This window comes from Parerythrobacter aestuarii, assembly GCF_030140925.1.
Lineage (GTDB): Bacteria > Pseudomonadota > Alphaproteobacteria > Sphingomonadales > Sphingomonadaceae > Parerythrobacter > Parerythrobacter aestuarii.
The window spans coordinates 1,702,702-1,715,570 of record NZ_JARBWD010000001.1 but is presented as its reverse complement, the minus strand read 5'-3'; the positions used below and the strand labels follow the sequence as shown (position 1 = coordinate 1,715,570).

Sequence of the window (12,869 nt, the reverse complement as noted above, 5' to 3'; positions counted from 1 at the left end):
GCTGGCATCGACCGCGTTACGAACTGCTGGAAAATCCGGACGCCCTTCCCGCGGGAAGAGATAAAGAAGGTCCGGCTCGCGATACCGCGATCCTGCTCGATGGTCTTCACTAGGAATCGACCCGACCTCCAATTGCTGCCCGAACTATTTCTGCCGTGATTTGAGGGCGTAGTCGAGTCGCTGCGGGCGATAACCATCCGTGATGGATACAGTTTTCTAGAAAATGCCCATTTCCAGTCCGGATGCCAATGCCTCGCCCAGTTGGCGACACTGGACCATTTGGTGACCTGAAAGTCGCTTTTCTCGCAGGATATCCTCGGGCTGCTGAGCTTCCGTACAAATGATGAGCGGATCAGCCACACGCTTGAGCCGCCAGCCCTTGGCAATCCTGTCAATTTGCCGTTGTGCGCCCTCGCCGTCCGATCCCGCAGCGATAGCCGTAGCGTAAGGACGTCCCTCGATCTTTCCAAGAACCGGATAATAGCAGCGATCAAACATGTCTTTCATGATCCCGCTCATGGTTGCGAGATTCTCGGGACACACGAAAAGATAGCCAGCCGCCTGCAACAGGTGATCGGCACAGACATCTTCGGCAGCAAGCAGGAGGGAACCATCGCCCGCTCCCACAGCAGCACTGTGGGCCATCGCCCGGCTCGCTCCGGTTCGACTGTGCCAGGCAATGAGGAGTTTGCCGGATTGCATCACATGCCAAGGGTTCGCTGCCAGCTGTCGAAAGTCAATCCCGTTGCATTTGCCCGGTGGCTTAAGCAGGCTAGTATCCGAACATGGCATCGCATGCTCTATCTCACGTCTTTGGCGTTTCCTGCTCGCTATCCGGTCGTGCCTGGAGATGGCGAGGCGGCAATATGGAACTCGATGGAGGAGCCATCGGACTGGAAGACGATATCGTCACTCAGTTACTGCTCTCACGTGGGGTGGATCGCGATGATCTGGATCGCCATCGCACGCCGACACTTGGTGGTTTCCTGCCCGATCCATCTTGCTTCCAGGATATGGATACAGCGGCGGAACGGATCGCACAGGCGATTATCTCCCGCGAGAAGGTAACGATTTACGGCGACTATGATGTCGACGGCGCGACCAGTGCTGCGTTGATGATCCGGCTCTTCCGGTTGCTTGGCCATGATGCCGACTATTACATCCCGGATCGCCTGCTCGAAGGGTATGGCCCAAGCGGCGAGGCATTGGTCGAGATTGGCCGGGGTGGATCGAGCCTGATCGTAACCGTCGATTGCGGTGCCATGGCCCAGGAAGCACTTTCCATGGCACGAGATGCCGGGGTCGATGTCATCGTCGTGGATCATCACAAATGTCCACCAGAACTCCCGCCTGCGATCGCTTTGGTCAATCCCAACCGACTCGATGAAACCGATGAAGCCGCCGCCCACGGGCACCTGGCTGCCGTGGGTGTGGCGTTTCTCCTTGCCATCGCCGTGGTTCGCACACTGAGAGAGCGCGCCTACTTCACCGACCGGGCCGAACCGGACATCCGCGGCCTGCTGGATCTCGTCGCACTTGGCACTGTTGCAGATGTCGCTGCTCTGCATGGCCTCAACCGGGCGTTTGTTTCGCAAGGGCTGAAGGTCATGGCGAAGCGCAATAATACCGGCATGAGTGCCTTGATCGACGCCAGCAGGCTCAAACGGGCCCCGATATGCAGCGACCTCGGGTTTGCTCTAGGCCCGCGTATCAATGCAGGAGGTCGCGTCGGAGAATCTACTCTCGGGGTCAGGTTGCTCACAACTGAGGATCCTGACGAGGCGCGGACCATCTCCTCGCAGCTGTCCGGGCTGAACGAAGAGCGCCGTGCCATTGAGGCTGCCGTTCAGGCCGATGCCGAAGCGCAATTGTCCGGACAGCACAATCGCCCTGTCCACCTGGTATCAGGTGAAGGCTGGCATCCCGGAGTGATCGGGATCGTGGCTGGGCGGATCAAGGAAAAGACTGGCAAGCCAACTATCGTTATCGCTGTCGACGGCCAGACCGGTGAAGGCAAGGGATCGGGGCGCTCGATATCCGGCGTGGATCTGGGCGCAGCGATTATCGGCGCGCGCGAAGATGATTTGCTGGTTGCAGGCGGCGGGCACGCCATGGCCGCCGGACTGACGATCGAATCAGGCAAGATCGAAACCTTTCATGATTGGCTGTGTGAACGGCTTGAAGGACCGGTCGGTCGGGCCATGGCGGAGCAGGTCATGACTCTAGACCTGGCGGTCGGCCCGCGGGGCCTTACGCCCGAGCTCGTGCACTCGCTCGACCGGGCCGGTCCTTATGGCGTAGGATGGCCCGGGCCGCGCGTGGCCATCGGGCCAGTGCATGTCATCAAGGCCGATATCGTCGGGAATGACCACCTTCGCTTGATCGCGGGCAGCCCTGAGGGAGGTTCCATCAAGGCAATCGCATTCCGGGCGGCGGAAACAGATTGGGGCCAGGCAATCCTGCACAGTGCGCGCGGGCGAAAACTGTGGTTGGCAGGCCGGGCCAAGATCGACGATTGGGGAGCGCGGCCGGCAGCTGAACTGCATCTGGAAGACGCTGCCTGGGCTGATTGAACGCAAAACCTCGCTGTCATGTGCATTCAACACTTGACCGCTCGAATTCACATCCCTAATTGCGCGGCTCGCCTCCGGGATGGGCACCTTTGGCCCGTTCGTCTAGCGGTTAGGACGCGGCCCTTTCACGGCTGAAACACGGGTTCGATTCCCGTACGGGTCACCACCCGGAGGCGCATTTCAAACATCGCTGAGCATCCATTTTTCGCGCAATCTCGCGCAATACACGGCTTTGTCCACGGCCCGGCTGGAACCACCCTGCCAAGATCACTAAGGCCCGCAAACATGGAAGCGGGTGATTCCTTTCCCTGGTCTGGCTTTGCTCTGGCAGTATCGACGACAGTCGTGCTCGCACTCGCAGGGGTTGATCCCTTGCTCGCTTTCCTGGCGCTGGTCGTCTGGACGGGTTCACTATGGCTGGTCAGGCCGACCCCGCGAGAGCTTATTGCAAGGCCTCAGGAGACACCCTTCTCACGCGAAGGGATGGCCGAAATGATCGAGCATTCCGGCTCACCACTTCTCCTCACAGAACGCAACCGCGTGATCATTGCCAATCGTTCGGCACGTAATATCCTGGGCAAGCACATCATCGGTCAGGATGTCAGAGTTGCCTTGCGCCATCCCGAAGCGGTGTCGCTGGTCGATCGCAAGACTGCTGGTGAGGCCATCATAACCGGGCTTGTGCGACCCAAGGATATCTGGCGTCTCTCACGTTATCAGATGGAAAACGAACTGGCGGTCCTGGAACTGGTTAGCAAGACAGCCGAAGTCGATATCAGTCGCGCTCACACCGACTTCGTCGCGAACGCCAGCCATGAACTGCGCACACCACTCGCTTCGATCATAGGCTATGTCGAAACCCTCAGCGAAGCGCCAGAGAACCTTGACTCGTCCACGGCCAAGAAGTTTCTCGATACCATCCATCGCGAAGCTCGCAGGTTGCAGGCGCTTGTCAGCGACCTGATGTCGCTGTCACGAATCGAGGCTGAAAAGCATGAGCGGCCACAGTCGCGGGTCGACCTTCGACAGCTGGTTGAGCGGGCATCGCGCGATGTTTCGATCTCGTCAGAGCGCGACGGCAGGCTGGAACTCGACCTCGCCGGTGAGTATCCGATTGCCGGGGACGAACAGCAGGTCGAACAGTTGGTTCGCAATCTCGTCGACAATGCATTCAAGTACGGCGGAGCGGAATCGCCGGTGACTGTACGGCTATCAACCGCCGCCAATGGCGATACCAAGCTGGAAGTCATTGATCGCGGTCCCGGCATCAGTGCCGAGCATTTGCCACATCTGACCCGGCGCTTCTATCGCACGGATCCAGGTCGCAGCCTTGCCTCAGGCGGGACCGGGCTCGGACTGGCGATCGTGAAGCATATCGTGCAGCGTCACAGGGGCAGGCTCGATATTGCCAGCGAAGCGGGCGTAGGCACGACGATCACCGTTCGCATTCCGCGCTGGAACGAAACGGAAATGGCGGCGATCGGGCGACCCTTGCCAGAACCGGATGACAAGGTGGCCTGATCCGATGCGCACTGTCATCAATCTGTCATACAGCTTCATCAAGGCGCAGGGGATGAATGCTGGCCCAGGTCCGCAGCAGGGATCGCTACAGATCGCCCGGATAATCGAGCCACGGATTCACTTGGAAACCTTCAGGGACGTATTCAGGTAATGTCGCCAGCATTCCTCCTTCTCTTGGCTATTGCCCTCGGGCTTGCAGGCTGGCTGGCTGGTCGCGCTCGGGCATGGTCTTTCCTGAGGGCGTCACCCGATCGCCGAATGTTGGCACGCCCCAATTATCATGCCTGGTATGTCGCTCTCTGGGTCGGCATACCGATGATCCTTTTCGCGATTATCTGGAGCTCACTGGCCCCCTCGCTGGTGCTGCAGTCGGTTATGGCCGACCCGGCGGCACAGGCCCTGCCCGCCTTCGGATTTCAGCGCGATACCATGCTCGCAGAAGCCCGCGCCGTGGCGACGGGCGCTTCGGCTAGTGTCTTCAATCCCGCTGCAAGCGGACTGGTCGAACCGTTTCGCGAAGCAATCTCCTTCTACAACTGGATCGGCGCCGCACTGGCGGCTTGCATCGCGGTCGTTACAGGCCTGTGGGCTTACACCCGGCTCAAGCCCGATTTTCATGCCCGTAATCGGGTCGAAAAAGGTGTGATGGTGATCCTTCTGGTCGCTTCGCTGGTCGCGATCCTCACGACGTTCGGTATCCTTGCGAGCCTTATTTTCGAGACCATACGGTTCTTCGGGATGGTTTCGCCGATAGACTTCCTGTTCGGGACCAGCTGGAATCCCGACCCCATGGCAAATCCGGACGCGCCGCAGGGCGATCGCTATGGTGCTATCCCACTGTTCTGGGGCACGATTTTTATCGGTGCCATCATCGCCATGATCGTAGCGATTCCGCTCGGGCTGATGAGCGCGATCTACCTCACACAATATGCCAATCCGAAGTGGCGCAAGTGGCTCAAGCCTGCGCTTGAGATCCTCGCCGGCGTCCCGACCGTGGTCTATGGCTATTTCGCAGCGCTGACCGTGGCACCCTTTATTCGCGATATCGCGATTTCCGTCGGCATCTCGAATGCCTCGAGCGAAAGCGCACTGGCTGCGGGGCTTGTCATGGGCGTGATGATCATTCCGTTCGTGTCATCCATGGCTGACGATAGCATCGCCGCAGTCCCGCAGGCGATGCGCGACGGCAGCCTGGCCATGGGTGCGACCAAGTCGGAAACCATCAAGCGTGTACTTATCCCCGCCGCCCTGCCCGGGATCGTCGCTGGGGTCATGCTCGCCATCAGCCGTGCGATAGGCGAAACCATGATCGTGGTGATGGCCGCGTCGACCGCCGCCAATCTCTCCGCCAACCCGCTCGAAGCCATGACCACGGTGACCGTGCAGATCGTTGCCTTGCTGACCGGTGAAGGCAGCTTCGATCATCCCGCCACACTCAGCGCCTTCGCGCTGGGGTTTGTCCTGTTCATGGTCACACTGGGCCTGAACTTCATCGCGCTCAGCGTCGTCAAGCGGTTCCGGGAAGCCTATGAATAGTTCCGCACCCACCGAAGGCGGGCCCACTCGCACGCCGGCGTTCGAGAAGCGCCTGAAGCAGCGCTATGCCGCAGAGAAGCGCTTCAAGCTGATCGGGCTTGGCGCGATTGCATTTTCCGTCGCCATCCTCATCCTGCTGCTGGGCAACATGCTGTTGACCGGCATTTCCGGGTTTCAGCGCGATGAGTTAAGGGTCCCCATCAATCTGGCGGAATCTGGCATTGCCGCAGACGCGCAGACGCTGAAGGCGACAGGTGCCGTTCAATCGCTGCAGTTGCAGGGTTTGCCGCAGGTCGTCGATTTCGCTGCCACCCAGGAATTGGGCGCTGAAGGTGCGGCCGAGGTCAGCGACGAGGCCTGGCGGGAAGTCGCCCAGCAGATCGTTGCCGACCCTTCTCTGATGGCCAAGGAAACCGTTTTCTGGCTCCCAGCATCGGGAGACCTAGCGCAAGGTGTGGATGGCGAAGGGACACCTGAAATCCAGCAGTTGGCCAGCAAGCTGGAGGCAGAAGGTAAGCTCGACGCCAATTTCGACCAGGGATTCCTGACACGATCTGACGCGACCGATCCGCAAATGGTGGGTATTTGGGGCGCGCTCAAAGGCTCGATGCTTACCATGCTGGTGACACTCGTGATGGCATTCCCCATCGGTGTGCTGGCCGCAGTCTATCTCGAAGAATATGCGCCCAAGAACCGCTGGACCGACATCATCGAAGTCTCGATCAACAATCTGGCAGCAGTTCCTTCAATCATCTTCGGTCTGCTGGGTCTTGCAGTATTCCTCTGGATGTTCCCCAACATGCGTTCTGCGCCGCTGATCGGCGGGATGACGCTCGCGCTCATGACCATGCCGGTGATTGTCATTTCCGGGCGCAATGCCATCAAGGCGGTTCCCCCATCGATTCGCGACGGGGCGTTGGCCGTCGGTGCTTCTCCGGTGCAGGTCGTCTTCCATCACGTCCTGCCGCTGGCTTTGCCCGGAATCCTGACTGGTACCATCATCGGCATGGCCCGGGCGCTGGGCGAAACCGCACCACTGTTGATGATCGGCATGCGGGCATTCGTCGCAACCCCGCCTGATGGCTTCACCTCGCCCGCCACCGTCCTACCGGTGCAAATTTTCCTGTGGTCCGATGAAATCGACCGCGGCTTCATCGAGCGGACCAGTGCCGCTATTATCGTGCTCCTGCTGTTCCTGCTGCTTATGAACGGCCTTGCCATCTACCTCCGCAACAAATTCGAGAAGACCTGGTGACCATCATCCACGACATGGAACAGCCGACGAACCCGAAAATGCGGGCAAGCAATGTCTCGGTCTATTATGGCGACAAACGCGCGATCAACGATGTATCCATCGGGATCCCGGCCCAGTTCGTGACGGCATTCATCGGCCCGTCGGGCTGCGGCAAGTCGACTTTCCTGCGCGTCCTTAACCGTATGAACGACACCATTCCCACCGCTCGCGTCGAAGGAACCATCGAACTCGATGGCGAGGACATTTACGGCAGCAGCATGGATGTCGTGCAGCTGCGGGCACGAGTAGGGATGGTTTTCCAGAAGCCCAACCCCTTCCCCAAGTCGATCTATGACAACATCGCCTATGGCCCGACCATCCATGGCCTTGCCAATGACAAGACCGAGCTCGACGGTATCGTGGAACGCTCGCTCCAGCGTGCAGGCCTTTGGAACGAAGTGAAGGATCGCCTTCAGGAGTCAGGCACGGCTCTTTCCGGCGGGCAGCAACAGCGCCTTTGCATCGCCCGAGCCATTGCAGTCGATCCAGAGGTGATCCTCATGGACGAGCCATGCTCTGCGCTCGATCCGATAGCGACAGCGAAGATCGAAGAATTGATCGACGAATTACAGGGCAACTATGCCATTGTGATCGTCACACACTCCATGCAGCAGGCCGCCCGCGTTTCGCAGCGCACGGCCTTCTTCCACCTTGGTGAAATGGTCGAATATGGCCCCACCGAAGAAATCTTCACCAATCCTCTGGAAGAGCGTACAAAAGACTACATTACCGGACGATACGGATGAGCCAGGAACACACAGTAAAAGCCTTTGATGAGGACATCACCCGCCTGCGCGGGTTGATCGCAGAGATGGGTGGGCTAGCCGAGGTCGCTTTGCAGGAGTCCCTCGCGGCGCTGGTCAAGGGCGACGAAGAGCGTGCAGCCAAGGTCGTGCAAGGCGACAAGGAAATCGATGCACTCGAATCCGAAGTCGACAAGCTGGCGGTGCGGATCATCGCCTTGCGTGCGCCAATGGCCGACGACCTGCGTGAGGTCATCGCTGCCTTGAAGATCGCCGGCGTTGTCGAGCGGATTGGCGACTATTCCAAGAACATCGCCAAGCGGGTCGGCCGGATTGAAGGTCATGATCGGTTCGAGCCGCTTACCTTGCTGCCGGCCATGGCCGATATTGCCGCTGAAATGGTTCATGACGTACTGACTGCCTATTCCGCGCGTGATGCGGCACTGGCGCTCGAGGTAATTGCCACCGACGAGAAGGTCGATGCCTTTTACAACAGCATTTTCCGCAACCTTGTCAGTCACATGGTGGAAAATCCTGCGACGATCTCCAGCGCCGCACAGCTGCTCTTTATCGCACGCAATATCGAGCGGATCGGCGACCATGCGACCAATGTTGCCGAAATGGTGCACTTTGCGGTCACCGGAGATTATCCGGCTGACGCTGACTAAAAACTGTCACCGTTGAAACAATCCTGACGCTGGATTGCCTTACTAGCCATCGCCAAGGTAATTACATGGGGTGGTAGAAGTGCCGTCAGCCAAACTCCTCCTGGTGGAGGATGATCCTGCTCTTTCGGAGCTGCTGGAATATCGATTCACCAACGAAGGCTACCAGGTCCGCGTCACTGGTGACGGTGATGAGGCCTTGCTGCTTGCCAGCGAGGATGTGCCGGACCTGATCCTGCTCGACTGGATGATCGAAGGAACCAGCGGCATTGAGGTCTGCCGGCGCCTGCGGCGCGACAAGGCGACCGCCCATGTCCCGATCATCATGTTGACCGCGCGCGAGGCCGAGGATGACCGCATTCGAGGGCTCGATACCGGGGCTGACGACTATGTCACCAAGCCTTTCAGCCCGCGTGAACTGCTGGCCCGCGTTGCCGCCGTCATGCGGCGCATTCGCCCGGCGCTCGCTGGCGAGACCATCCAGGTCGGCGACATTCATCTCGATCCGGTTGCGCACAAGGTGAAGCGCCGGGGTGAAATCTTGCAGCTTGGCCCGACTGAATATCGGCTGCTTAAATTCTTCATGGAGAGCCCTGGCCGCGTGTTCAGCCGAAACCAGCTGCTCGACGGTGTGTGGGGTACCGGCAGCGATATCGAGCTGCGCACGGTCGATGTGCATATCCGCCGCCTGCGCAAGGCAATTGAGGTGCCCGGGGCAGACGACCCGATCCGTACGGTGCGCTCTGCTGGTTACTCGCTCGAATCTGCCTGAGGCGACCCTTCCTCAGTGAAAATCGCGTGACTTGGGAATGATTCGCGCATTGCGGGGATGACCGCGCGTCGGTGGCAATTCGTCGATCAGTTCGCGGGGACGGATCTTTTGTGCGCCGGTGCCCTCCTGCCACGGTTCGACCGGATCGTAGGTCGTGACAACTTCAGCGCCTAAACCCTTTCCTAAATTGTGTTTTTCAGGAAGGGGATTGTTGACATGGTCGGCTCTCGCGAGCGGTGCCTGCAGCATGTCTTCGGACAGGCGCGCCAACTGGTGGGTGGCATCGGTCATGTGATGGGCGATCACGTGGATTACCTCGTCGTCATATTCCACGCGCCCCCGCACCTCCATCAGGCGTGAACCCATCACCACCTTGCGCTGCTTCTCCTTGAGATCGGGCCAGACGACCAAGTTTACCACCCCCGTCTCGTCTTCGAGGGTGATGAAGCAGACACCCTTGGCGCTGCCCGGGCGCTGGCGGATCAGCACTACACCGGCGACCTGCACCATGCTGCGGAACTTTCGATCCCTGAGGTCACAGGCTCGCACAAAGCCACGTTCGGCCAGTTCAGGGCGCAGGAAGGCCATGGGATGCGCCTTCAGGCTCAGCCGCATGGTCTGGTAATCCGCCACCACTTCCTCGCTCAGCGGCATCGCGGGCAAGACGGTCTGACGTCGTTCCGCCCCTTCATCACGCTCCTGTGCCGCACGGAACAGCGGGAGATCGGGCCCGGCGAGCAAGCTGCGGGCATCCCACAGCGCCTGACGTCGTGACAGACCCAGCGATCCAAAACAGTCCGCGCTGGCGAGCCGTTCGACATGCGCCGGGCCGATGCCTGCACGATCCCGCAACGTCATGACGTCATCGAAAAACCCCTGACTTTCGCGGTTTGCGATCAGCTGGGCCGCCACATGCTCGGGCAAGCCATCGACCTGCCGTAGGCCCAGGCGCAGCGCGATGTGACGGTCGAAACGACCCTCGCGGGCATCGCGTGCCTCACCCACCTGCTCCAGCGTGCAGTCCCAATCCGAATGATTGACGTCAGCCGGCAGCACCGTGACGCCATGCTCGGCCGCATCGCGTACGATCTGCGCCGGAGCGTAGAACCCCATTGGCTGCGAATTGAGCAGAGCGCAGGCGAAGGCGGCGGGGAAATGGCATTTGAGCCAGCTCGAGACATAGACCAGGTGCGCAAAACTCGCTGCGTGGCTCTCAGGGAAGCCGTATTCACCGAAACCACGGATCTGGTTGAAGCAGCGCTCGGCAAAGTTGGGATCATAGCCACGGGTGACCATGCGGCCGACCATCATGTCCTGCAACTCGTCGACCATGCCGCGGCTGCGGAAGGTTGCCATTGCCTTGCGCAGGCGGTTGGCTTCCAGGCTGGAAAATTTTGCCGCATCGAGGGCGATCTTCATCGCCTGCTCCTGGAAGATCGGCACGCCCAGCGTGCGCCCGAGGATGCTGGAGAGCTCGTCCGGCGGGCCATGCTCAGGCGAAGGTGCTGGAATCACGACCTTTTCCGCCCCGCGCCGCCGCTTGAGATAGGGATGCACCATGTCGCCCTGGATCGGCCCGGGACGGACAATCGCGACCTGGATCACCAGGTCGTAGAACTCGCGGGGGCGCAGGCGCGGCAGCATGTTCATCTGCGCCCGACTTTCGACCTGGAACACCCCCAGCGAATCCCCTTTGCGCAGCATGGCATAGGTCTCGGGATCTTCGCGCGGGACTGTGGCCAGTTCGATCCGCCTTTCATGATGGTTTTCAAGCAGATCGAGGCATTTCCTGATGCAGGTCAGCATCCCCAGCGCCAGCACGTCGACCTTGAGGATGCCAAGCGCTTCGATGTCATCCTTGTCCCATTCGATGAAGCTGCGGTCGGGCATCGCGCCATTGCCGATCGGCACGGTCTCCGTCAGCGCGCCTTCGGTGAGGATGAACCCGCCGACATGTTGGGATAGATGTCGCGGCATTCCAATCATTTGCCGGGTGAGAGTCAGAACCCGTTTCAGCTGCGGATCGCTAACATCCATCCCGGTCTCGGCGACATGGTCTTCGCCGATCTCGCGCCCCCACCCGCCCCAGACGGTGCGCGACAGCGCGCTGGTCACATCCTCGCTGAGGCCCATCGCCTTGCCAACCTCGCGGATCGCCATGCGCGGGCGATAGTGGATCACCGTGGCGCACAGCCCTGCACGGTGGCGACCGTACTTGCTGTAGATATGCTGGATAACCTCTTCGCGCCGCTCGTGTTCGAAGTCGACGTCGATATCGGGCGGTTCCTTGCGCTCCTCTGAAATGAAGCGATCGAACAGCAGCTGGTGCCTGGCCGGGTCTACGCTGGTTATCCCAAGCACGAAGCACACTGCCGAGTTCGCCGCACTGCCCCGCCCCTGGCACAGGATCGGCGGCGAGACACCTTCGCGTGCAAAATCAACGATATCCTTGATGGTGAGGAAGTAGCGCGCGAGATCGAGCTTTTCGATCAGCGCCAGTTCGCGCAGCAGGGTATCACGCACACTCTCGGGTAAGCCATTGGGATAACGCGTTTTCGAGCCTTTCCAGACCGATTTCTCGAGGAATTGCTGTGGCGTCATGCCGTCAGGATAGATCTCCTGCGGATATTCATATCTGAGCTCTTCGAGACTGAAATTGCAGGTATCTGCCACTTCGCGTGCTGCGGCGATGGCGTGTGGCCAGCGGGCGAACAGGTGCAGCATCGTCTCGGGCGGCTTGAGATAGCGCTCGGCGTTGCCATGCAGCAGGTGTCCGGCCCTGGCGACGGTCGTCTTGTGGCGGATCGCGGTCATGACATCCTGTAAGGGACGCCGTTCAGGCACATGATAATGAACGTTATTTGTCGCGAGAATGGTCAGACTATTGGTCCTCGCGAGCGCATCGAGCCGGTCGATCCGGGCAAGGTCATCGCCACGATAAAGATAGCTCGCGGCGAGGTGGCGAAACGTGGGTAGCTGGCGGGTGAGATGGGGCAGGAGATCGGGAAACTTGCCCTTGAACTCAACTCTCTCGTCACCCCGGCCCCCGAGCCGGGGTCCCACTTCCTTTTGCGCTGCGCCCGAAGTGCAGTGGGACCCCGGATCAAGTCCGGGGTGACGGAAGGGGACTACGTTGCTCTCCACTTCAATGGTGAACTCCGTCTCCAGATCGTCCGGCGGGAGCAGGATCAGCTGCACATCCTCGCTATGCTCGGCCAGCATCCTGAGCGAGATGTCGCACTCGCCCTTCACCTGCCATTCGCCATCGAGCGTCGCCATCCGACCGGCGCTGATCAGGCGGCACAGGCGGCCATAGGCGGCGCGGTTTTTCGGATAGGCCAGGAAGGACAGTCCCTCGACCGTTTCGATCCGCGTACCGATGACCGGGCGTAGCTTGAGCGTCTGCGCCTCGGTATGGATCCGCACCACGCCCGCCATGGTGTTGGCGTCAGCAATCCCAATCGCGTCATAGCCATGGGCGTGGGCGGTCATCACCAGGTCGACTGCATCGCTCGCCCCGCGCAGGAAGCTGAAGCAACTCACCAGCCCCAGTTCCACGAAAGTTGCACGGGGCGGTGGGTCTATCGCATCGGGATCGAGCTCGATCCGGCGCTTGTCGGGGGTTAGGGGCTGGTCGGGCATGACGGACAGGCCCTCAGCGCGCTGTCATCCCTGCGCAGGCAGGGATCCAGATAACGGTTGCAAGTTGCTGCGAGGATATATGGGCCCCTGCCTTCGCAGGGGCGACGGACAAGGTTTGTGAGC

At 60.3% G+C, this 12,869-nt stretch carries 9 protein-coding genes and 1 tRNA gene; 8 read left to right on the top strand and 2 right to left on the bottom strand.

All coding sequences use genetic code 11. The features are described 5' to 3' along the window. Positions 1–216: 216 nt before the first annotated feature. On the bottom strand, positions 217–702 hold the full coding sequence (locus QPW08_RS08355; RefSeq protein ID WP_284126320.1) for a flavodoxin family protein: 486 nt from the start codon (positions 700–702) through the stop codon (positions 217–219). 83 nt (positions 703–785) lie between these two features. On the opposite strand from QPW08_RS08355, the gene recJ reads away from it, so the two are divergent. From recJ to phoB, 8 genes are all read left to right on the top strand, one after another. Next, positions 786–2,573 (top strand): single-stranded-DNA-specific exonuclease RecJ, encoded by a 1,788-nt coding sequence (gene recJ / locus QPW08_RS08350; RefSeq protein ID WP_284125272.1) that lies wholly within the window; start codon positions 786–788, stop codon positions 2,571–2,573. Positions 2,574–2,664: 91 nt separating this feature from the next. Continuing rightward, positions 2,665–2,739, top strand: a tRNA-Glu gene (locus QPW08_RS08345). 119 nt (positions 2,740–2,858) lie between these two features. After that, a complete protein-coding gene (locus QPW08_RS08340; RefSeq protein ID WP_284125271.1) occupies positions 2,859–4,094 on the top strand; it encodes an ATP-binding protein in 1,236 nt (411 codons plus the stop codon). 150 nt (positions 4,095–4,244) lie between these two features. Next, the gene (pstC, locus tag QPW08_RS08335; protein WP_284125270.1) at positions 4,245–5,630 is read left to right on the top strand and encodes a phosphate ABC transporter permease subunit PstC; all 1,386 of its coding nucleotides are present in this window, start codon (positions 4,245–4,247) and stop codon (positions 5,628–5,630) included. Then, positions 5,623–6,885, top strand: coding sequence for a phosphate ABC transporter permease PstA (gene pstA, locus QPW08_RS08330; RefSeq protein ID WP_284125269.1), 1,263 nt, complete (start codon positions 5,623–5,625; stop codon positions 6,883–6,885). Before pstC ends, pstA begins: the two co-directional genes overlap by 8 nt. A 14-nt stretch (positions 6,886–6,899) precedes the next feature. Then, on the top strand, positions 6,900–7,670 hold the full coding sequence (gene pstB / locus QPW08_RS08325) for a phosphate ABC transporter ATP-binding protein PstB (protein WP_284126319.1): 771 nt from the start codon (positions 6,900–6,902) through the stop codon (positions 7,668–7,670). Beyond that, the gene (gene phoU / locus QPW08_RS08320) at positions 7,667–8,335 is read left to right on the top strand and encodes a phosphate signaling complex protein PhoU (protein WP_284125268.1); all 669 of its coding nucleotides are present in this window, start codon (positions 7,667–7,669) and stop codon (positions 8,333–8,335) included. The genes pstB and phoU overlap by 4 nt, the downstream gene beginning before the upstream one ends. 79 nt (positions 8,336–8,414) lie before the next feature. Then, positions 8,415–9,104 (top strand): phosphate regulon transcriptional regulator PhoB, encoded by a 690-nt coding sequence (gene phoB, locus QPW08_RS08315; RefSeq protein WP_284125267.1) that lies wholly within the window; start codon positions 8,415–8,417, stop codon positions 9,102–9,104. 12 nt (positions 9,105–9,116) lie between these two features. Here the strand turns inward: phoB and QPW08_RS08310 are convergent, their stop codons facing one another. Next, positions 9,117–12,746: an error-prone DNA polymerase gene (locus tag QPW08_RS08310; protein ID WP_284125266.1), complete on the bottom strand. Its 3,630-nt coding sequence runs from the start codon at positions 12,744–12,746 to the stop codon at positions 9,117–9,119. Positions 12,747–12,869: the final 123 nt, after the last annotated feature.

What these genes read in the sequence shown, in the direction of transcription:
- QPW08_RS08355 (WP_284126320.1), bottom strand. Translation starts at nt 702, where the DNA reads ATGCAATCCGGCAAACTCCTCATTGCCTGGCACAGTCGAACCGGAGCG.
- recJ (WP_284125272.1), top strand. Translation starts at nt 786, where the DNA reads ATGGCATCGCATGCTCTATCTCACGTCTTTGGCGTTTCCTGCTCGCTA.
- QPW08_RS08340 (WP_284125271.1), top strand. Translation starts at nt 2,859, where the DNA reads ATGGAAGCGGGTGATTCCTTTCCCTGGTCTGGCTTTGCTCTGGCAGTA.
- pstC (WP_284125270.1), top strand. Translation starts at nt 4,245, where the DNA reads ATGTCGCCAGCATTCCTCCTTCTCTTGGCTATTGCCCTCGGGCTTGCA.
- pstA (WP_284125269.1), top strand. Translation starts at nt 5,623, where the DNA reads ATGAATAGTTCCGCACCCACCGAAGGCGGGCCCACTCGCACGCCGGCG.
- pstB (WP_284126319.1), top strand. Translation starts at nt 6,900, where the DNA reads ATGGAACAGCCGACGAACCCGAAAATGCGGGCAAGCAATGTCTCGGTC.
- phoU (WP_284125268.1), top strand. Translation starts at nt 7,667, where the DNA reads ATGAGCCAGGAACACACAGTAAAAGCCTTTGATGAGGACATCACCCGC.
- QPW08_RS08310 (WP_284125266.1), bottom strand. Translation starts at nt 12,746, where the DNA reads ATGCCCGACCAGCCCCTAACCCCCGACAAGCGCCGGATCGAGCTCGAT.